At 36.3% G+C, this 19,699-nt stretch carries 23 protein-coding genes; 19 read left to right on the top strand and 4 right to left on the bottom strand.

The annotated features are described in order from the left end of the window. The first annotated feature begins 6 nt into the window (after nt 1-6). From MZO21_RS00255 to MZO21_RS00245, 3 genes are all read left to right on the top strand, one after another. On the top strand, nt 7-342 hold the full coding sequence (locus MZO21_RS00255) for a hypothetical protein (protein WP_248102457.1): 336 nt from the start codon (nt 7-9) through the stop codon (nt 340-342). 217 nt (nt 343-559) lie between these two features. Beyond that, nucleotides 560-1,264: an FKBP-type peptidyl-prolyl cis-trans isomerase gene (locus MZO21_RS00250; protein ID WP_248102454.1), complete on the top strand. Its 705-nt coding sequence runs from the start codon at nt 560-562 to the stop codon at nt 1,262-1,264. A 51-nt stretch (nt 1,265-1,315) separates the two neighbouring features. Further along, entirely contained in the window at nt 1,316-2,008 is a 693-nt protein-coding gene (locus MZO21_RS00245) for an FKBP-type peptidyl-prolyl cis-trans isomerase (RefSeq protein WP_248102451.1), read from the top strand. Between the two features lie 50 nt (nt 2,009-2,058). Here the strand turns inward: MZO21_RS00245 and murJ are convergent, their stop codons facing one another. Further along, nucleotides 2,059-3,600 carry a murein biosynthesis integral membrane protein MurJ gene (gene murJ / locus MZO21_RS00240; protein WP_154773116.1) on the bottom strand — a complete coding sequence of 514 codons (1,542 nt, stop codon included), beginning with the start codon at nt 3,598-3,600 and terminating at the stop codon, nt 2,059-2,061. Nucleotides 3,601-3,687: 87 nt separating this feature from the next. After that, nucleotides 3,688-4,260, bottom strand: a complete 573-nt coding sequence (gene ampD / locus MZO21_RS00235) for a 1,6-anhydro-N-acetylmuramyl-L-alanine amidase AmpD (protein ID WP_154773115.1) — start codon at nt 4,258-4,260, stop codon at nt 3,688-3,690. Between the two features lie 170 nt (nt 4,261-4,430). Between ampD and nadC the strand changes: the two genes are divergently transcribed. Further along, nucleotides 4,431-5,276 carry a carboxylating nicotinate-nucleotide diphosphorylase gene (nadC, locus tag MZO21_RS00230; protein ID WP_154773114.1) on the top strand — a complete coding sequence of 282 codons (846 nt, stop codon included), beginning with the start codon at nt 4,431-4,433 and terminating at the stop codon, nt 5,274-5,276. 371 nt (nt 5,277-5,647) lie between these two features. On the opposite strand, the gene rph is transcribed toward nadC, so the two are convergent. Further along, on the bottom strand, nt 5,648-6,364 hold the full coding sequence (rph, locus tag MZO21_RS00225) for a ribonuclease PH (protein WP_154773113.1): 717 nt from the start codon (nt 6,362-6,364) through the stop codon (nt 5,648-5,650). Nucleotides 6,365-6,566: 202 nt separating this feature from the next. On the opposite strand from rph, the gene MZO21_RS00220 reads away from it, so the two are divergent. After that, complete coding sequence (locus MZO21_RS00220; protein ID WP_154773112.1) at nt 6,567-7,208, top strand: TetR family transcriptional regulator; 642 nt, start codon at nt 6,567-6,569, stop codon at nt 7,206-7,208. Between the two features lie 67 nt (nt 7,209-7,275). Here MZO21_RS00220 and MZO21_RS00215 read toward each other — a convergent pair whose 3' ends face one another. After that, nucleotides 7,276-7,893 (bottom strand): thiol:disulfide interchange protein DsbA/DsbL, encoded by a 618-nt coding sequence (locus tag MZO21_RS00215; protein WP_154773111.1) that lies wholly within the window; start codon nt 7,891-7,893, stop codon nt 7,276-7,278. A gap of 181 nt (nt 7,894-8,074) precedes the next feature. On the opposite strand from MZO21_RS00215, the gene ubiG reads away from it, so the two are divergent. The 14 genes from ubiG to MZO21_RS00145 all read left to right on the top strand — a co-directional run bounded on the left by ubiG (nt 8,075) and on the right by MZO21_RS00145 (nt 19,647). Further along, the gene (gene ubiG, locus MZO21_RS00210; RefSeq protein ID WP_248102448.1) at nt 8,075-8,788 is read left to right on the top strand and encodes a bifunctional 2-polyprenyl-6-hydroxyphenol methylase/3-demethylubiquinol 3-O-methyltransferase UbiG; all 714 of its coding nucleotides are present in this window, start codon (nt 8,075-8,077) and stop codon (nt 8,786-8,788) included. After that, nucleotides 8,785-9,465, top strand: coding sequence for an HAD family hydrolase (locus tag MZO21_RS00205; protein ID WP_248102489.1), 681 nt, complete (start codon nt 8,785-8,787; stop codon nt 9,463-9,465). The genes ubiG and MZO21_RS00205 overlap by 4 nt, the downstream gene beginning before the upstream one ends. A 41-nt stretch (nt 9,466-9,506) precedes the next feature. Then, complete coding sequence (locus MZO21_RS00200) at nt 9,507-10,253, top strand: YciK family oxidoreductase (protein WP_248102445.1); 747 nt, start codon at nt 9,507-9,509, stop codon at nt 10,251-10,253. 163 nt (nt 10,254-10,416) lie between these two features. Further along, nucleotides 10,417-10,836 carry a hypothetical protein gene (locus MZO21_RS00195; protein ID WP_154773107.1) on the top strand — a complete coding sequence of 140 codons (420 nt, stop codon included), beginning with the start codon at nt 10,417-10,419 and terminating at the stop codon, nt 10,834-10,836. 171 nt (nt 10,837-11,007) lie between these two features. Continuing rightward, a complete protein-coding gene (locus MZO21_RS00190; protein WP_171501304.1) occupies nt 11,008-11,163 on the top strand; it encodes a hypothetical protein in 156 nt (51 codons plus the stop codon). A gap of 235 nt (nt 11,164-11,398) precedes the next feature. Next, the gene (locus tag MZO21_RS00185; RefSeq protein WP_154773106.1) at nt 11,399-11,791 is read left to right on the top strand and encodes an RcnB family protein; all 393 of its coding nucleotides are present in this window, start codon (nt 11,399-11,401) and stop codon (nt 11,789-11,791) included. A gap of 176 nt (nt 11,792-11,967) precedes the next feature. Then, nucleotides 11,968-12,342 carry an RcnB family protein gene (locus MZO21_RS00180; RefSeq protein WP_154773105.1) on the top strand — a complete coding sequence of 125 codons (375 nt, stop codon included), beginning with the start codon at nt 11,968-11,970 and terminating at the stop codon, nt 12,340-12,342. Between the two features lie 227 nt (nt 12,343-12,569). After that, nucleotides 12,570-12,998 (top strand): hypothetical protein, encoded by a 429-nt coding sequence (locus MZO21_RS00175; RefSeq protein ID WP_248102442.1) that lies wholly within the window; start codon nt 12,570-12,572, stop codon nt 12,996-12,998. Between the two features lie 134 nt (nt 12,999-13,132). Next, on the top strand, nt 13,133-14,485 hold the full coding sequence (gene argA, locus MZO21_RS00170; RefSeq protein WP_154773103.1) for an amino-acid N-acetyltransferase: 1,353 nt from the start codon (nt 13,133-13,135) through the stop codon (nt 14,483-14,485). A gap of 336 nt (nt 14,486-14,821) precedes the next feature. Next, nucleotides 14,822-15,796 carry a sulfonate ABC transporter substrate-binding protein gene (locus MZO21_RS00165; RefSeq protein ID WP_154773102.1) on the top strand — a complete coding sequence of 325 codons (975 nt, stop codon included), beginning with the start codon at nt 14,822-14,824 and terminating at the stop codon, nt 15,794-15,796. A 14-nt stretch (nt 15,797-15,810) separates the two neighbouring features. Beyond that, entirely contained in the window at nt 15,811-16,809 is a 999-nt protein-coding gene (locus tag MZO21_RS00160) for an aliphatic sulfonate ABC transporter substrate-binding protein (protein ID WP_154773101.1), read from the top strand. Between the two features lie 30 nt (nt 16,810-16,839). Then, entirely contained in the window at nt 16,840-18,015 is a 1,176-nt protein-coding gene (gene ssuD, locus MZO21_RS00155; protein WP_248102440.1) for an FMNH2-dependent alkanesulfonate monooxygenase, read from the top strand. Next, nucleotides 18,015-18,830, top strand: a complete 816-nt coding sequence (gene ssuC / locus MZO21_RS00150) for an aliphatic sulfonate ABC transporter permease SsuC (RefSeq protein WP_248102437.1) — start codon at nt 18,015-18,017, stop codon at nt 18,828-18,830. The genes ssuD and ssuC overlap by 1 nt, the downstream gene beginning before the upstream one ends. Nucleotides 18,831-18,843: 13 nt before the next feature. After that, a complete protein-coding gene (locus MZO21_RS00145; protein ID WP_154773098.1) occupies nt 18,844-19,647 on the top strand; it encodes an ABC transporter ATP-binding protein in 804 nt (267 codons plus the stop codon). Nucleotides 19,648-19,699: the final 52 nt, after the last annotated feature.

Raw genomic sequence — 19,699 nt, 5'->3', positions numbered from 1 at the left:
GATCGTTTGTTTAAGCTTGTTTGTTTTTTAACGGCATGCCAACCAACTCCAGTAAGGAGCAATCAAGATGAGTTATTTATTTGTAAATCACTAATTAATGGCTACTTAAATACATTACAGCTTAAACAATTTGTATTTTCTTCTCATGCTTTAGTCGGTAAACAGGCTATTTATTCTTATAAGCAACCTACAGTTTCAGGAATGGTACTTGGGATAATTCAATCACCTGAGCTTAAATTTGGCTGTGAAAAAAATCTTAATACATATCAATTAAAGTTAATAAATCCTGATAAAACTCAAGTAAATATCCTTCAATTTACAGATTCGCCAAAACCCTTATGATTTATTCACTTCAGTTTTAACAAACTTTGGGCTTTTCTAATAAGACTTATATTTATTGTATAAAAAATGTTTTACATATTCAGACTGTTATAGAATATTCTACGCGATAAGAATATATTGATAACAAAGATGCACGAGATTCAAACGCCCGTGTTTTATCCAAAAGTCTGCTAATATAACTGCAACTTTTAACTATAAAATGAATTTGAGATAACTTATGAGTAAAGCCTTACCCATCGCTGTAGCTGTAATTTTAGGCGGTGCTGCACTTGTTCCTGTTTACTATGCAACTCAAACTCCAGCTACGCAAACTGCAAAATCATCTGCGAATGCATCGGGTATTGAAAAAATTAGTTATGCCTTAGGTTTTGAAGTTGCGCATCAAACTCCACCAGAGTTAGATATTGATAGCTTTGTAACAGGTATTCGTGATGCACATGCGCGTAAGCAACCTGCATATACAGAAGAAGAATTACAAAAAGCATTTGAGCAATATCAACAAGAAATGCAAGAGAAACAAATTGCAGACACTCAGAAAGTTCAAAGTACAAATGACTCATTCTTAACAGAGAATGCGAAAAAAGCTGGCGTAAAAACTACAGCTTCTGGCTTACAGTACAAAATTATTCAAGAAGGTACTGGTAAATCACCTACTGGCGGTCAAACCGTTAAAGTTCACTACACAGGTAAACTTGTAGATGGCAAAGTATTTGATAGCTCTGTAGAACGTGGCGAGCCAATTGAATTCCCGCTTAACCAAGTTATTCCAGGTTGGACTGAAGGTCTGCAATTAATGAAAGAAGGTGGTAAAGCGACGCTTTATATCCCTTCTAATTTAGGCTACGGCGCACAAGGCGTTCCGGGTACAATTCCAGCAAATAGCACACTTATTTTTGATGTAGAGCTTATTGAAGTTAAATAAAATTACGAGATAAGGAGAGCAATGCTCTCCTTATTTATTTAAGGAAATATAATGAAAATTCAAATGACATTATTGTGTTTAGCATTATGTAGCACAGGTCTTTCTGCAAAAACGGTAAATAATAAAAGTAACTATGAAGATAAAGTTGGCTACAGCTTTGGTTATATAATGGGTCGTGGCAATGCCGATGCACTCAAAGATATGGACTTAGATGCTTTCTTAGATGGTTTAAAAACAGCATCAAAAGGACAATCATCTGCTTTATCAGATGAAGAAATGTCTAAAGTTTTAACTCAGTTCAAAAAAAATACTGAAGCAAAGCAACTGATTGCACATAAAAATCTTGCTGAAGAAAATGAAAAAATCGGTTCTGCATTTCTTGCTGAAAATGCTAAAAAATCAAATATTAAAGTCACTAAATCTGGATTACAGTATGAAGTGATTAAGCAAGGTTCTGGTAAAACACCAAAAGCATCTTCAAAAGTAAAAGTGCATTATGAAGGTCGCTTATTAGATAACACTGTGTTTGATAGCTCTATTGCCCGTCAACAACCTGCTGAATTTATGGTGAGTCAGGTTATTTCTGGTTGGACAGAAGGTCTGCAACTCATGAAAGAAGGCTCAATTTATCGTTTTTATATTCCTGCTAATTTAGCTTATGGTCAAATTGGATCAGGTGATGCAATAGAACCAAACAGCACTTTAATTTTTGATGTTGAGCTTTTAGAAGTTTCCCCAAAATAAAGTACATATAAAAAAAGACCGCATTTGCGGTCTTTTTTATTCATCAAATTTTATGGTTTTAAATGACGTGGTCTAAAACCTGTTGCAATTAATACAACGCCATAAGCGACAGCACCAACAATACAAAGACCTAGAAGTTCTACAATGCGAGTCCACTGTGAAGCATCGCCACTATATAAAGTTAAGCCGTACCATAACGCTGCAACCATAGCAGCATTAGCAATAGCAAACTGAACCAATAGCTTTTTCCAGTGTGCGCCAAATCTGAAAATATCACGCTTATGTAAATAGAAATACAACATACCTGCGTTCACTAAAGCAGAACCTGAAGATGCTAAAGCAAGTGCCATATGTTCTGCATTCCAATCTATCAGCTTAAACAATCCAATAAATACCACGTTTAAAATAGCATTTGCAGCAACTGCCATTAAGCCCACACGTACTGGTGTTTTAGTATCTTGACGTGCATAAAAACCAGGTGCAAAGACTTTAATTAACATAAAGGAAATTACCCCTGCACTCATACATTGAAGTGCAAGTGCAGTCATATAGGTGTCTTCTGCTGTAAATGCGCCACGCTCGAAAAGCGTATGAATAATAGGTGTAGAAAGCATAAATAACGCAATACTTGCAGGAACGCCCACTAATATAATGACTTTAGCAGCCCAATCCATCATGCCACGGAATTTGCTTTGGTCTTGCTCTGCAATACGTTCAGACAATGACGGTAAAATAACCGTACCAATTGCAACGCCAATTAAACCTAAAGGTAGTTCTGTCATACGTTCTGCACTGTATAACCAAGATACAGAACCATCTTGCATATAAGATGCCCAAATTGTATTGAGCAATAAATTGATTTGCGTAACTGAAACACCAAATAGCGCAGGTAACATCAATTTCATGATGCGATCTACACCTTCGTGTTTAAAGTCAATTTTTGGTGGAATCAGTAATTTTTTACGCCACAATTCAGGAATTTGAATAGCTAATTGGAAAAATCCTGCAGCAACAACAGACCAACCCAACGCCATGATGGGCGTGTCCATATATGGCGTTAGCCATAATGCACCTGCAATCATGGCAGCATTTAACAATACAGGGGCAAATGCAGGTGTTGTAAATGAGCCATAACTGTTCAAAATACTGCTGGCAAAAGCAGTTAATGACATGAACAATAAATATGGAATTGTCAGACGAAACATATCCGAAGCCAAAGCAAATTTGGCAGGATCATCATGAAAACCAGGTGCGTAAACATAAATAATAACAGGCGCCGCAATCATCGCAAACAATGTCAATAAAGACATGACTGTTGCTAAACAACCAAATACACGACTAATAAGAATTTGAACTTCTGCATGTGTTCGGCTTGTTTTGTATTCTGTAAGCACAGGAATAAAGGCCTGTGAAAACGCCCCTTCTGCAAATAGTCGCCTAAAGAAGTTTGGAATACGAAATGCCACGACAAAAGTATCGAAGTCTTTGCCTGCACCAAATACATTCAGCAAAACAATATCTCGTACTAAACCTAGTACACGAGATAACATTGTCATTGCACTTACAATTACGGTCGATCGCCAAAGCGCCATCGGAACCACCTAGTCTAAAATCAAGTCGCTATTGTAATGAAACTCTTTGTGAAGTTTCATTGTTTAATCATTCTACAATTTAACAATTTATAGGTTTTTTAGTTGCTTTAGTTGCTTTCTAAATTTTACCCAGTCAAAAAATAGCCCTGGATCTGTTTTTCGACCCGGTGCAATGTCGGAATGTCCTGCAATATGTTGTTTAATTTTTGGATATGCTTTTTGTAGCGTTGCAACCACATTTGCTAAAGTTTCGTATTGTTCTTCTTCAAAAGGCAAATCATCGCTACCTTCTAATTCAATTCCAATCGAATAATCATTACATTCTTTTAAAGCCAAATAACTTGAACGCCCTGCATGCCAAGCTCGATCTTTAAAATTTACAAATTGAATGATTTCTCCAGATCTTAAAATTAAAAGATGCGCAGAAACTTGCATGCCTTCAATAGTCTGAAAATATGGATGAGCTGACCAATCTAATTTATTTTGAAAAAAATCTTCGATATACCCGCCACCAAATTGTGATGGTGGCAAACTAATATTATGAATAACAACCAACTGAATATCTGTACCTTCAGGACGCTGATTAAAATTTGGCGAAGGAATATATTGAGCGCCTTTAAGCTCTCCATCAACGACCTGAAAAGACGATGCCTGTTGCATAAATCAGTCCTGAATTTTTCTAAATTAAATTTGGCTAGTCATTCATCCTAAAACTTTCACATCAAAATCTCAAACTTAGTGATGTAAGCACGTTAATAAATACGTTTTTTTATTGAACAATGCTAATATAGCGCACAATTTTTATAGGTTCTCACTATACGGATATTGCCATGAGCATCTCACCAGCTTTATTAGAACAGTCAATTCAAATCAATATTCAGCAAGCTTTGCAAGAAGATATTGGTGATGGCGACATTACTGCTTTGCTTACCCCTGAAGATGAACAAGCGACTGCAACAATTATTAGCCGTGAAAACATGGTACTTGCAGGTCAGCCTTGGGTGAATGCACTTATTCAAGCTTATGATGCAAATGTGCAAGTGACTTGGCTTAAAAATGATGGTGATGTTGTTGCTGCCAATGAAGCCTTTTTAAAGCTTTCAGGTTCTGCTCGTAGTTTATTAACCGTAGAGCGCCCTGCTCTCAATTTTGTGCAAACACTTTCTGCTGTAGCTACAAAAACTGCTGAATACGTTAAACATTTAGATGGTCTAAATACTAAATTATTAGACACTCGCAAAACACTTCCTGGTTTACGTATTGCACAAAAATATGCAGTTGCTGTAGGTGGTGGACAAAACCATCGTTTAGGTTTATTCGATGCATTTTTAATTAAAGAAAACCACATTATGGCAGCCGGTGGCATCGCTCAAGCTATTGCAAAAGCGCATGTGATTGCACCCAATAAACCTGTAGAAGTTGAAGTTGAAACTTGGGATGAACTGAACCAAGCACTTGAAGCAGGCGCAGATATTGTCATGCTTGATAATTTCAGCCAACAGCAAATGATTGATGCAGTAAAGCACGTTGCAGGTCGTTGTAAACTTGAAGCTTCAGGTAACATTACTATCGATAATTTACGTGAAGTTGCAACCACTGGCGTGGACTATATTTCAATGGGTGTTTTAACCAAAGATGTTAAAGCCATTGATTTATCTATGCGTTTTAATGCCTAGAACTGAATCTTAAATTCAGATTTATCTATTGCAGAGTTGATCATTCTAAAAAAGTCACTCTGCAAATTGCTTTTAATTAAAAATTTAAATATTGCGATTTAATCATTTTTTCGTGGTGCACAAGCGCACATTAAAAATGTACCAATCATTAAACCTATAATAAGAACTGTCATGTTTTTCTCCTTTTTCAAGTGATTGCACGAAGTCTTTATATGTTAAAAATTAATTGTGTTGGAAAAACCAATTGATGTTATGACTTTGTCTACAAATGATAATTTATGTCATTTTTTCTATTTATTTATGTAAGTTTCAATAAAAAAAGCGCCATTTTCACGGCGCTTTTTCAATACAACAATTTTAGCTTTAAAAACTTACCAACCTAAAGCTTCTTGTTGTTTTTTCACTAACTCTTGAATGCCTTTTTCAGCCATTTCTAACATTTCATTCGATTGAGCGCGTGTAAATGGTTTATCTTCCGCAGTACCTTGAATTTCAATAAATTCACCTGCTTGAGTCATTACAACGTTCAAATCTGTTTGACAGCTAGAATCTTCTTCATAGCAAAGATCAAGAAGAACTTCATCTTTATAAATACCAACAGAAACCGCAGCAACTAAACCTTTTAATGGATCTTGCTTAATCTTTTTCTTTTCAAGCAATACATTCATTGCATCAATAAGCGCAACTGCTGCACCTGTAATAGATGCTGTACGTGTACCACCATCTGCTTGAATAACATCACAGTCAATTGTAATTGTATTTTCGCCAAGCTTTTTAAGATCCACCATTGCACGCAAGCTACGACCAATTAAGCGTTGGATTTCTTGAGTACGACCACTTTGCTTACCACGAGCAGCTTCACGGTCACTACGTGTATGCGTAGAACGTGGCAACATACCGTATTCAGCAGTTACCCAACCTTGTCCCTGACCTTTTAAGAAACGCGGAACTGAATGATCAATACTTGCTGTACAAAGGACTTTTGTATGACCGAATTCAACCAATACAGAACCTTCCGCATAACGCGTATAGTTACGAGTAATTTTAACGTCACGCAATTGATCTAAAGTACGTTGGTCAATACGCATAATTTGTCCTTATTTATAACTCAAATATATTGCGGCTAAGTATAGCAGAAGCCAATACAAAGGTTTTGTTACAGTCTTTAATCCATTTTAATTTAAAGATATGACCGTTCTAATAATCTGAAATAATTAAAAAATAAGGTTCATATTTCACTGATATTTTTTGCTAAACTAAGTTGACAAAAATTGTAGGGATACATTTAGCATGCCAATTCGTGATGAACGTAAGCGACAAAGCCGCCAAGCAATTATAGATGCTGCATTACGCCTCAGCACTTCTGGACGCTCATTTAACAGCATTAGTTTAAGAGAAATTAGCCGTGAAATTGGCTTAGTTCCTACGGCATTTTATCGTCATTTCAAAGATATGGATGCTTTAGGATTAGAACTTGTCGACCAAATTTCTTTAAACCTGAAAAGCACATTGCATCAAATTGGGCAAAGTTATGTCTATCAACCTGAAGCTAAAATTGATAAAAGCTTAGAACTTTTTTTTCAGACCATTCATCAACATACAGAAGATTGGGTTTTTATAATTACCGAACGTTGGGGTGCATCCCAAGTTATTCGTAAAGCAATTGCCCGAGAAATTGAATATCTTGTAGAAGATTTAGCAATAGATTTACAACGTTTAGCCAGTACCAAACATATTCAAAAATTAGATGATTTAAAAAGTCTAGCTCATCTTGTAGTGAACTTGGCTTTTAATTGGGTAATGGCTTGGATTGAACTTTCTAGACAATTTGAAGAACCTGCATTAGCTCAACAACAACAGCTTTTGCAAATGCAATCGCTCACTCAAATGCGCCTACTCTTTCATGGTATTTTAAATTGGGAAAGTAATTAAAATCTGTGAGTTAGAAATTTTAATTCTAAAAAAAACCGCTCATATTGAGCGGTTTGTAATTTATCAATTATTTTGCTTTGCGTTCTTTTTCAATTAAATAATTAACAACTTGAGGAACTTTTCCATCATCACCCTGAACAACATATTTCCCGTTCACAACAACAGCAGGAACACCTGTTAACTGGTACTGTCTAGCAAGTTGGTTTGATTGAGCAATTTTTGCAGAAATCGGGAATGAGTTAAACATGCTATTAAATTTAGCTTCAGGTACGCCATATTTCACAAAAAACTTAGCTTGTGATTTTTGGTCAAAAATTTGCTGACCACCTTCATGAATTGCCTTAAACAATGGTAAATGTGTTTTTCTACGGATTTGTAAAGCTTCTGACACATAATATCCACGAGCACCTTGTTCCCAAGTCGGGTTCATAGCAGCAGGTGTACGCACAAAATGAACGCCTTTAGGCATTTTTTTAATCCAAGCCTGCATATGTGGTTCTAAACTATGACAATGTCCACAGCCATACCAAAAAAATTCACGAACTTCGATTTTACCAGGAACTTCTACTTTTCCAGGGTTAGCAAGAACGGTGTAATCTTGACCAGCAACAAAGTTTGCTGCCATTGCACCACTTGAAATTGCTAACATCGCCGTAGCGAGGCTACCTAAAAGAATTTTTTTCATTGCGTTTATTTGCCTCAAAAATATTATGATTAGCTTATTGAAATACTATAAATCAATTTAGCCTTTTTCGTTTTCATTCTGTGAACTTTTTTAAGGCTTTTATCGCTTTTTTTTTAATAACCGCTACACTAAGAAGATACTAAGTTTTTTGAATTATAACGACTTGATTGAGGTGAACCCGATGTCGCAACTAAATGTTGATCCACAAGAAATTGCCAAATTTGAAGCATTCGCAGCCATTTGGTGGGATCAGCATTCTGAATTCCGCCCTTTGCACATGATTAATCCACTACGTTTAAACTGGATTGATGAACATTCAGGTGGCATTTCAGGTAAAAAAGTACTTGATGTTGGATGCGGTGGCGGTATTCTGGCAGAAAGCATGGCGCGTCGTGGTGCAAATGTTTTAGGCATAGACATGGGTGCTGCACCTTTAAATGTAGCGCGACTTCACGCAGAACAAGAAGGCGTTAAAAATATTGAATATCGCCAAATTCCTGTTGAGCAGTTGGCAGATGAACAAGCGGGACAATATGATGTGGTAACTTGCATGGAAATGCTTGAGCACGTTCCAGATACTGCTTCAATTATTCTTGCTTGCCAAAAACTTGTAAAACCAGGTGGTCACGTGTTTTTCTCGACCATCAACCGTAACCCTAAAGCCTACTTATTTGCCATTATTGGCGCAGAATACGTACTTCGTATGTTGGCAAAAGGCACACACGACTACAGCAAATTCATTAAGCCCTCAGAGTTAGCACACGACATTCGCGCTGCTAATTTAAAACTGAAAGATATGACAGGTTTACACTATAACCCAATCACAAAACGCTATTGGTTAGCACCAAATGTCGATGTGAACTACATGGTTTATACGCAAAAAGAAGAAGCATAATGAAAGCGGTATTATTTGATTTAGATGGTACTTTAATTGATACTGCAGCAGATTTTATTCGCATTATTCAAGATATGTGCCGTGAAGAAGGAAAAACGGTTGTTTCTGCCGATTTAATTCGTACGCAAGTGTCTGAGGGCGCGCGTGCAATGGTGAAATTGGTCTATCCTGAATTAGAAGTGACAGATCCTATTTTTTTTGCACACCGTCAACGTTTTTTAGATATTTACGGTGCTGATATTGCCGTAGATACAGACCTTTTCGAAGGCATGTACCCTTTATTAAAAGAACTTGAAAGTCATCATATTCCATGGGGAATTGTGACCAATAAGCCACGTTGGTTAAGTGAAGAGTTGCTTAAAGCACTTAATTTAACTGCACGTTGTTCTGTTTTGGTTTGTCCTGAAGATGTGACCAATACCAAGCCCGATCCTGAGCCAATGTATCTTGCCGCAAAACAAATCAACATAAATGCCGAAGACTGTATTTATGTGGGCGATCATCCAAGAGATATTGATGCAGGTCGTAACGCCAATATGTACACCATTTTGGCTGCATATGGTTATTTACCAATCGAACACAAAGATGACTTAACAGCATGGCGTGCAGATTGTATAGTGAACAATGTGGATGAATTACATCAAGTCATTCTTAAAATGGTGATCAAGCCGCAATAAAAAATTCAATTCATAATGATATAAAACGAGGAGGTTCGACTATGAAATATTCAGAATATAAGCCTCGCCCCGACTTATTAAAAGATCGCATTATTTTAGTAACAGGCGCAGGTGATGGAATTGGTCGTGCAGCAGCACTTAGCTATGCCCTACACGGTGCAACTGTTGTTTTACATGGTCGAACCTTAAATAAACTTGAAGTCATTTATGATGAAATTGAAAGTTTAGGTGCACCGCAACCTGCCATTTTACCTCTACAACTATCAAGTGCATCTTCTCGTGATTATGAACTTTTAGTCGATACCTTAGAAAAGCAATTTGGTCGTTTAGATGGTATTTTGCATAACGCAGGTATTTTAGGTGAACGTACAGAACTAGAAAATTATCCTATCGATGTTTGGGATGACGTTATGGCTGTAAATTTACGTGCACCTTTTGTACTCACTCAAGAACTCCTTCCTCTTTTAAAGAAATCTGAAAGCGCATCTGTTGTCTTTGCAAGTTCAGGTGTAGGGCGAGAAACTCGTGAACGTTGGGGTGCTTATTCTGTTTCAAAAATTGCAATTGAAGCCGTGAGCGAACTATTTGCTAAAGAAAATACCCATCAAAATTTACGTTTTAACTGTATAAACCCTGGTGCGACACGCACCGCAATGCGCGCAAAAGCATTTCCAGATGAAGATCCGAAAACACTCGCAACACCAGAAATGATTATGCCTGCATACTTATATTTAATGGGTGATGACAGTCTTGCATTGAATGGTCAAAGTATTGATGCCCAAGACTAATGTCTTTAAATACTTAGGGGGCTTATGCCCCCTTTTTTATCATCAAAATAAGCACTCATTTTAAAATTGAATAATATTTATACAGCTGTTTTTTCTAGCATTGTTTTTAGCGCTAATTTACTCATACTAAACACATATCACTTAAACATTCTGAGAATTTCACATGTCTGACTTTAGCAATATTGGCGTTACTCACCTTGAAGATGGAATGGTATCTTTACTTGTAGATGGCCAACCTATTTCTGAAAAATACGGCATGAAATTTGAAGCAACCATCATGAGTGAACTTCAAGCCCTAGAAAATGGTAAAAATATAAAGCTGTTCGATCAGTTCGTATTTTCACATACAGATTTAAACTTTGAACATTCTTATCATTACGTGACTAGTATTTTAAAAGAAGATGATAAATACAGTGTTATCACCAACTTCGTATACAAAATTGTTGCGCCAGAACAAGCACCGTTTGAGCATGTAATTACCAAACAAGGCGAGCCTTTAAGCCCTGAAGATGTACGCGAATTCATTAATGCGCATGTTCAAAAATCTTTAACAGACTACACAGATATGAAATACGCATACTAACAAAGTTGAATAAATTTAATATTTAAAAAGGCAGCTCGAACTGCCTTTTTTATGCGAACAAAAAATATAAATCGGTTTTCCTTATCATCACAATAATATTATTCGGTTTTTATGATTAAACTCCATTCCTTATAATACCTTGCAAGCAAAACAGCAGATAAGGAGCTATCAATGACCGATTTAAAACATAAAGTTGAAATGATTCGCTCAATTGAAAATCTACAACTTTCTACAGATTTAATTACAGCATTAGATGATGTTCACCAAGCTAAAGATGTTGTTGAAGCTGTAAATTCATTACAAAATTTAGTCGAACATTGGAATTAATCTTGCCTCAAAAATAGTCCTATTTAGGGCTATTTTCATTATAAAAAATAAGCTCAACGTCTATTTTCTTATTTGTTCTTATATGTAATTCAAATTTTATAATTTTCCTAAAATACAGCATAATACCTTAATATATTTATGGCTTTAAAATAAAAAGTTATTCTTTCTTCACAGTTTCTCTGCAATTTTTCAGTAGAGTAATCTCATAGTGAAAATAATATTAAGAGGGTTAAACATGAAAAAGATATTGTCTATACTCGCAATTTCTTTAAGTGCTTTGATGGCAAGCAGTCTCACTGCTGCTGCACCTCATCATGATGATGATCGAGGCTTTGATAAGCCTCGCCATGAACAAAGTAGAAAACATCGTGAATACCGTGAAGAAAATAGTGACGAACGCTTTGAAAAACGTCGTATGCGCGAAGAAAGAGGCGTACAACGTTTACAGCAATTAAAATGGCAAGAAGGTTATGTCATGCCTCAGCATTACCGAGGAAACAGTTATAAAGTAGATTCAAAAGATTCAAGCCTTCCAAAAGCTTCACGAAATGAACAATGGTACAAAGTGAACAATAACTATATTTTAGTAAACACAGACAGCAATACCATTATTCGTATCGCTAATTAATTTTAATTACCTATATCGCCCAACTTTTGTTTGGGCTTTTTTATGCCTGTATTTTTAAAATACTTAATTTCTTCATTTATTTCACAATTCCACTATATTCCTCTCATTATTTATCGCTAGTTATTCGCTAATTTAAAGTTATCGGAAAACATTCAAATAGAATAGTGGTAAAACAAATGAAAAAAGTGTTAACAACAATTGCCCTCTCGTTAAGTGCTCTTATTGCAACATCTGCTATGGCTGCACCGCACCACGATGCTCGTTTTAACCATCCATCGCATGCGCCTGCACATTGGAACTCAAATGACAAACATCCTAGTAAGCAACATTGGAATAATGATAAGCGCTATAACTCTTATAAAGTAAATCCAAGTCGTGATTGGCGTGTAGGTCAACCATTACCACGTCAATATGATTCTTCACGTTATAAAGTAGATTACCGCGAAGCAAAACATCTAAAAAAACCAAGCCGTAATCAAGCTTGGTATAAAGTGAATGGCGATTATGTATTGGTAAATACTAAAACTGATAAAATTTTACGAATTAGTTAATAAAAGCATATTACCAAGTTATAGAAGCCTGATTTATATCAGGCTTTTTAGTACCCCAAATAAAATAATTGTTCAATGAATGGTCAATTTATTTAAAAAATGTCGAAATATTAAAATAATAAATAAATCACAAAATACTTAAAAAATATTAAATTATTTACATTTTTCTAATATTCCTCCATTTCAGCAGTGCATAAAATAACCATATAAAATAGAGGACAATAAATATGAAGAAATTTTTTACAATATCCACTTTATCTTTAACGGCTTTAATTACAGCTCAATATTCACTTGCAAAAAAGTTTATTTATGATGATCAGACGGGTCTTTATAGCGAAATAAGAGATAATCAAAATTATAATAACAGTGGGCAATACTACAGCCCCCCTGTTTACGGTCAACCGCAACAACAAAACGGTCGCTATTACTATGATACCAACCGTGATCAAAGAATTGACACAACGATACCAAGACCATCTTGGGATTGGAAAAAAGGCGATAAAATTCCAGAGCCACTCAGAACAGACCGTTTTAAAGTTAAAAGTAATGATTCTCCACGTATTTACAACGTGGGTCCATCTGAACAATGGTACAAAATTAATAGTGACTACGTTTTAGTCGATCATCGCTATAAAATTTTAGACATTGTCCGCTAATTTACCGCTGAAAAGTCTCAATATTTTCTGACCATCGAAGATTTATCTCCGATGGTTTTTTAAATTGTGCTTATATATTTTAATTTATATAAAAATCGAAGATACTCTAATTATTCAAATCAATTGAGATGGGCATGACAGTAAATATATCTGAAACTTCACATAGTATGACGTTGCAATATGTGCACTGGTTTCGGCATTCTGCACCTTATATTAATGCCCATCGTAATAAAACTTTTGTCATTATGTTTGATGGCGAAGCAGTTCAACACGATAATTTTCAACATATTATTCACGATATTGCTCTATTACACTCGCTAGGTATTCGCCTTGTACTTGTTCATGGTGCACGCCCACAAATTTCTCAAAATTTAAAAATTAATCATATAGAAACGCCATTCCATAACAATAAACGTATTACTACGCGTGAATCTTTAAACTCAATTATGAATGCAGTTGGTTCAATTCGCTTGCAGATTGAAGCTCTACTTTCAATGGGATTAGCCAATTCCCCTATGTACGGCGCACGCATAGACGTTGTTTCAGGTAATTTTGTTACCGCAAAACCTTACGGTATTAGAGATGGCGTGGACTACCAACTTACAGGTGAAGTTCGTACTTTAGATACGGCTGCTATCCATCGGCATTTAGATAATCAAAATATTGTGGTACTTGGACCAACAGGCTATTCGACAACTGGCGAAGTTTTTAATTTATTAGCTGAAGAAGTCGCAACAAAAACTGCAGTTAGCTTAAAAGCAGATAAATTGATTTTTTTGGGTAAGCATCATGGTTTATCTAATGAAAATGGACAATTATTACGTGAGGTTTTACCGCATCAAATTGATCAATTTATTCAGCAATACCAAGATGAAAGCCCAAATCGTGCATTACATTTAAAAGGTGCAAAACTTGCATCGCTAAATGGTGTTCACCGTGTTCATCTACTTTCTTATAGTTATGATGGTGCACTTATTGAAGAGCTTTTCACTCGTGATGGTTCTGGCACTATGATTACAGATGCGCATTATGAAGAAGTGCGTATGGCAAATATTCAAGATGTCGGTGGTTTAATTAATTTACTGCGCCCACTCGAAGAAGAAGGAATTTTAGTTTACCGTTCACGTGAACTCTTAGAAAATGAAATTGAACAGTTTGCTGTCATTGAACGTGATGGAACTATTTTAGCTTGTGCAGCTTTATATCCTATTCCAACAGCCGAAAATGAAATTAAATCTGCTGAAATTGCTTGTGTAGCTGTTCATCCAAGTTATAGAAAATCGAATCGTGGTAGTCAAATTCTTCATTATTTAGAAGCAAAAGCAAAATCGATGGGCATTGAGCAACTGTTTATTTTAACAACTCGAACAGCACATTGGTTTTTAGAGCAAGGCTTTGAAAATGCAAATGTTGATGATTTACCAAATGCTCGGCAAGCACTTTATAACTATCAACGAAATTCAATTGTTTGTAAAAAGTCACTTTAAAGTGACTTTTTTATTGTTCGATATATCTATATTTCTCATATCTAAATGACTTAAACAGCGTACAAATATAAGTTTTCAAATGAATAGCTGAATCTATAAATTTAGAAAATAATTTAAAAAATCAATTTTTAAAATAAATATCATTAACTTATGAACTTTTATTGGTGAAATTTTTACAGGAGTATTTATTCCTGTGTTGAATAAGCTTTGCTTATTTTTATTTATCTTTTTTTCTCATTAGAAATTCCTGAATAGTTATTTTTTCCGAAAAAGAAAAATGATTATTTTAGTTGCTCATTCAACGACCTCATTATTTCTGCTCGGAGCAACATCATTATGGGTAACCTCAACACAATTTTTTTAACGAAAAGCTTAGTTCTTTCTACTGTGGTTGCTGGTGCATTAATGATGTCTGGTTGCGGTAATAAAGAACCAAAAACTGAAACCGTTACTTTAAATATTGGGTTCCAAAAATACGGTTTACTTCCTGTAATTAAAGAACGTGGCGTACTTGATTCAACATTAAAAGAAAAAAATATTAATGTGAAATGGGTTGAATTTCCCGCAGGTCCACAACTTTTAGAAGGTTTGAATGTAGGCAGCGTTGCTTTAGGTGAAGTTGGAGAAGCTCCTCCTATTTTTGCTCAAGCTGCTGGTGCAAATTTGGTTTATATCGCTAACCAACCTGCTGCCCTAACTGCTGAAGCACTTATTATTCCTAAAGACTCTCCAATTAAATCCATTCAAGATTTAAAAGGTAAACGAGTTGCTTTAAATAAAGGTTCAAATGTTCATTACCTTTTATTAAAAGTTCTGGAAAAAAATAATTTAAAACTCAGTGATATTGAAGTGGTGTATTTACCTCCTTCCGATGCTCGTGCAGCTTTCGAACGTGGTGCTGTAGATGCTTGGGTTATTTGGGATCCATTCTTTGCAGCAGCAGAACATCAAATTGGTGCACGCGTATTGGCTGATGGCACAAACTTAGTCAACAATCATCAATTTTATTTAGCAGATCGCAAATTTGCCGAACAACATCCTGAAGTACTTGAAACAGTTATTACAGAACTCAATAGCGCAGCAGATTGGGTGAAGAATAATCAAGATCAAGCAACTCAAATTTTAGAAAAACCAACAGGTCTAAGTAAAGATATTTTAAAAACCTCAATTAGTCGTATGAGCTTTGGTGTTCAACCTATTTCAACTGAAGTTGCCAAAGAACAGCAGTATGTTGCTGATGCCTTTTATCAACAAAAATTAATTCCAAACACAATCAATATTCAAGCTGCATTACTAAGCAGCAAAAAATAATAGAAGGATTACCTATGAGCTCGCTCAAAATAACAACCCTTATTGGTATTACTGCACTGAGTTTGGGGCTGAGTGCATGCCAAAAAGAAACAACATCAAAAGCGTCTACAGATACAAAAAAAGAAACTGATGTTGAAGTGAAGTCACTACAAATTGGTTTCCAAAAATCATCACTTAACTTTTTAGTAGCTCGCGAACAAAAGCTATTTGAACAACAGTTTCCAAATACAAAAATTGAATGGCGCGAATTCCCTGCTGGACCACAAATGCTTGAGGCTTTAGCAGTTGGCGCTGTAGATTTTGGCTATGTAGGCAATACACCACCTATTTTTGCACAAGCTGCCGACAAAAATCTGAGCTATGCAGGCTACGAAGTCTATCCTGAAAAATCTTTAGGTTTGGTTTTACCAAACAATAGTTCAATAAGAAGCTTAAGCGACTTAAAAGGTAAACGGATTGCGCTTCAAAAAGGCTCAAGTGCACATGAATTTCTAGCAAAGGTTTTGCAAAAAGCAAATCTTTCATGGCAAGACATTCAGCCAATTTGGCTACCACCTGCAGATGCTCGTGCAGCGTTTAATAAAGGCTCTGTAGATGCTTGGGCAATTTGGGATCCATTTCTTTCCGCAATTGAATTGAGTGGTCCTGTCACAACCTTTATTAGCGGTTCAGATTTCCCAACCACCTACTCGTATTACATCTCAAATCCAACATTTGTAAATGCGCATCCTGGTGTAACCGACAAAGTATTAAAAAGCTTAAACGATGCAGACTCATGGATTTTGAACAACCAAGATTTAGCTGTCGACTTATATGCAAGTAGCACAGGCTTAAAGAAAGATGTTGCAAAAAATGCCTTAGATCGTAGATCAAAGCCATCACCGATTCGTCCTATTACCTCTGTAAATATCGAATCACAACAACAAATTGCCGATCTTTTTTATAAAGAAAAGCTCATTCCTAAACAAATCAAAATTCAAGATGCCATTTTGAATTCTGAATCTAATCACTAATTTTTTAAATATTGAGCAAGGAAATTTGACATGAAAATCTTTTGGTTTATTCCTACACATGGTGATAGTCGTTATTTAGGTACGAGCAAAGGTGCCCGTCAAGTTGATCATGCTTATATGAAACAAATTGCTGTGGCTGTAGATAATCTTGGCTATGAAGGTGTGCTTATTCCAACAGGTCGCTCATGTGAAGACCCTTGGATTACAGCAGCAAGCTTAATCGATGCGACTAAAAACTTGAAATTCTTAGTGGCTTTACGCCCAGGTGTTACAACGCCTGCGCTTGCTGCACGTATGGCATCTACATTTGATCGCCTTTCAAATGGCCGTGTTTTGCTGAACCTTGTAACAGGTGGCGATGAACAAGAATTAAAAGGTGATGGGTTATATGAAGATCATTCAACACGCTATAAAACTGCTGCTGAATATACAAAAATTTGGCGTGAAATTTTAACGCGCTCACATATTGGTGAATCATTCACTTTCCACGGCGAACGCTTAAGCGTAGATGATGCAAAATTACTTTATCCACCTGTTCAAGAACCACATCCGCCACTATGGTTTGGTGGTTCTTCTGAAGATGCTATCGAGCTTGCAGCAGACCAAGTAGACACGTATTTAACTTGGGGTGAACCACCCGCGGCAGTGAAAGAAAAAATTACGGTTGTAAAAGCAAAAGCTGAAGCGAAAGGTCGCCAATTAAATTACGGTATTCGTTTACACGTGATTGTTCGCGAAACAAATGAACAAGCATGGGCTGCTGCTGAAGAACTTATTCAACATGTAGATGATGCAACAATTGCAGCGGCTCAAGCAAAATTCAAAACCATGGATTCAGTTGGTCAGCGTCGTATGGCTGAACTGCATAATGGCGATAGAACTAAACTCGAAGTTTCGCCTAACTTATGGGCCGGTGTTGGGCTTGTTCGTGGTGGTGCAGGGACTGCGCTTGTAGGTGACCCTGAAACTGTTGCGGCACGTATTCAAGAATATGCAGATTTAGGTATTGGTACGTTTATATTTTCAGGCTATCCACACCTAGAAGAATCTATTCGCTTCGCTGAACTCGTGTTCCCTCTGCTTCCTTTAGAAACACGTAAAAAATTAGCTCAACCAAATTTAACAGGTCCTTTCGGTGAAATTGTGGCAAATAACTATGTTGCAGATGAAACGAAAAAAGAAATTAAAAATAAGGAGCCTGCTTAATGTCTAAAAAGATTTCGGTGGATACCTTAATTGAAAAAAAGGTTTCACGTGGAACAATCCTTGGTCAGCGTTTGCTGCCATGGTTGTTCCCATCTGTACTTATTTTAGTTTGGCAAATTGCATCAAGTACCGGCTTATTAGAAAGTCGGATTTTGCCTGCACCTACCGCAGTGGTAACAGCCTTTTGGACATTGCTTGCAAGTGGTGAACTTGTTGAACATGTTCAAGTGAGTGCTGGACGTGCCCTACTGGGTTTATTTGTGGGTGGTGGTTTAGGCTTACTTTTAGGCTTATTAAATGGATCATCAAAATTCGCATCTACGTTGTTAGATACAACTTTACAAATGATCCGTAACATACCTGCTTTGGCACTTATTCCATTGGTCATTCTTTGGTTTGGTATCGATGAATCTGCAAAATTATTTCTAGTTGCAATTGGTGTGTTCTTCCCGATTTACATTAATACCTATCACGGTATTCGTTCAGTTGACCCTCAGCTTATTGAAATGGGTAAAAGCTACGGTTTAACACATTGGCAACTTTATAAAGAAATTATTTTACCCGGTGCAATGCCTTCAATTTTGGTTGGACTACGTTTTTCATTGGGGCTTGTGTGGGTACTGTTGATTGTTGCCGAAACTATTTCAGCACAATCAGGTATTGGCTACATGACCATGAATGCACGTGAGTTTTTACAAACAGATATCGTACTTGTTGGTATTTTACTTTACGCACTTTTAGGTAAATTAGCAGATGTGTTGGCTATAGGTTTAGAAAAATACTTACTACGCTGGCATGCAGGCTATCAAAAATAATAAGGAAAATAAGATGACAGATTTAAGTGTTGGTCTTCAAGTTAGTGAATCGAAATCACATTCACCCATTTCTCCAGACATTAATCCAAATGCGGTTTTAGGGGCTGAAATTTACATAGAACAACTCCACAAATTCTATGGTCAAGTTAAGGTTTTAGAAGATTTAGATTTACATATTCAACCAGGTGAGTTCTTGGCAATTGTTGGTCGTAGTGGTTGCGGTAAAAGTACGCTACTGCGTTTAATTGCAGATTTAGAACAACCTAGTTATGGCGAAATTAAATTTAAATCTGCTCGTCATTTACGTGAGGGTATTACAAGCGATGATATTCGTGTCATGTTCCAAGACCCACGTCTTTTACCATGGCGTAGCATTGAAAAAAATGTTCAATTAGGCTTGCCTAAAGAACGTCATGAAAATGCATCTGAATTGCTTAAAAAAGTTGGCTTAGAAGAAAAAGCGGCTTTATGGCCATCTCAACTTTCAGGTGGTCAGCGTCAACGTACCGCACTTGCTCGCGCCCTTTCTCATAAGCCCCGTATTTTGTTATTAGATGAACCTTTAGGTGCTTTAGATGCACTTACACGTTTAGATATGCAAAACCTTATTGAGAAACTTTGGACTGAACAAGGCTTCACAGCAATTTTAGTCACACATGATGTTTCTGAAGCCGTTCAATTGGCGGACCGAATTATCTTGCTAGATAAAGGCCATATTGCCAAAGAGTTCAAAGTAGATTTACCTCGACCACGCAAAAAAGGAATTGACTTTGCAAATTTAGAACAACAAGTTCTTAATGCTGTTTTAGCAACCTAATTAGAAGCATCTTCTAAGTTCAACCTTGAATTTAGAAGACTTTTTTGTTTGT

The sequence above is a fragment of the Acinetobacter portensis genome (assembly GCF_023158935.1).
GTDB lineage: Bacteria > Pseudomonadota > Gammaproteobacteria > Pseudomonadales > Moraxellaceae > Acinetobacter > Acinetobacter faecalis.
The sequence above is the reverse complement of the archived record's forward strand: the minus strand, read 5'-3'. Positions and strand labels throughout refer to the sequence as shown.

Bases quoted from the DNA above. Each gene is read 5' to 3' on its own strand.
- argA (WP_154773103.1), top strand. From the start codon at position 13,133: ATGACAGTAAATATATCTGAAACTTCACATAGTATGACGTTGCAATAT.
- MZO21_RS00165 (WP_154773102.1), top strand. From the start codon at position 14,822: ATGGGTAACCTCAACACAATTTTTTTAACGAAAAGCTTAGTTCTTTCT.
- MZO21_RS00245 (WP_248102451.1), top strand. From the start codon at position 1,316: ATGAAAATTCAAATGACATTATTGTGTTTAGCATTATGTAGCACAGGT.
- MZO21_RS00250 (WP_248102454.1), top strand. From the start codon at position 560: ATGAGTAAAGCCTTACCCATCGCTGTAGCTGTAATTTTAGGCGGTGCT.
- MZO21_RS00200 (WP_248102445.1), top strand. From the start codon at position 9,507: ATGAAATATTCAGAATATAAGCCTCGCCCCGACTTATTAAAAGATCGC.
- ssuC (WP_248102437.1), top strand. From the start codon at position 18,015: ATGTCTAAAAAGATTTCGGTGGATACCTTAATTGAAAAAAAGGTTTCA.
- MZO21_RS00145 (WP_154773098.1), top strand. From the start codon at position 18,844: ATGACAGATTTAAGTGTTGGTCTTCAAGTTAGTGAATCGAAATCACAT.
- MZO21_RS00175 (WP_248102442.1), top strand. From the start codon at position 12,570: ATGAAGAAATTTTTTACAATATCCACTTTATCTTTAACGGCTTTAATT.
- MZO21_RS00220 (WP_154773112.1), top strand. From the start codon at position 6,567: ATGCCAATTCGTGATGAACGTAAGCGACAAAGCCGCCAAGCAATTATA.
- MZO21_RS00190 (WP_171501304.1), top strand. From the start codon at position 11,008: ATGACCGATTTAAAACATAAAGTTGAAATGATTCGCTCAATTGAAAAT.
- MZO21_RS00215 (WP_154773111.1), bottom strand. From the start codon at position 7,893: ATGAAAAAAATTCTTTTAGGTAGCCTCGCTACGGCGATGTTAGCAATT.
- ssuD (WP_248102440.1), top strand. From the start codon at position 16,840: ATGAAAATCTTTTGGTTTATTCCTACACATGGTGATAGTCGTTATTTA.
- murJ (WP_154773116.1), bottom strand. From the start codon at position 3,600: ATGGCGCTTTGGCGATCGACCGTAATTGTAAGTGCAATGACAATGTTA.
- MZO21_RS00180 (WP_154773105.1), top strand. From the start codon at position 11,968: ATGAAAAAAGTGTTAACAACAATTGCCCTCTCGTTAAGTGCTCTTATT.
- MZO21_RS00185 (WP_154773106.1), top strand. From the start codon at position 11,399: ATGAAAAAGATATTGTCTATACTCGCAATTTCTTTAAGTGCTTTGATG.
- MZO21_RS00160 (WP_154773101.1), top strand. From the start codon at position 15,811: ATGAGCTCGCTCAAAATAACAACCCTTATTGGTATTACTGCACTGAGT.
- ubiG (WP_248102448.1), top strand. From the start codon at position 8,075: ATGTCGCAACTAAATGTTGATCCACAAGAAATTGCCAAATTTGAAGCA.
- nadC (WP_154773114.1), top strand. From the start codon at position 4,431: ATGAGCATCTCACCAGCTTTATTAGAACAGTCAATTCAAATCAATATT.
- rph (WP_154773113.1), bottom strand. From the start codon at position 6,364: ATGCGTATTGACCAACGTACTTTAGATCAATTGCGTGACGTTAAAATT.
- ampD (WP_154773115.1), bottom strand. From the start codon at position 4,260: ATGCAACAGGCATCGTCTTTTCAGGTCGTTGATGGAGAGCTTAAAGGC.
- MZO21_RS00195 (WP_154773107.1), top strand. From the start codon at position 10,417: ATGTCTGACTTTAGCAATATTGGCGTTACTCACCTTGAAGATGGAATG.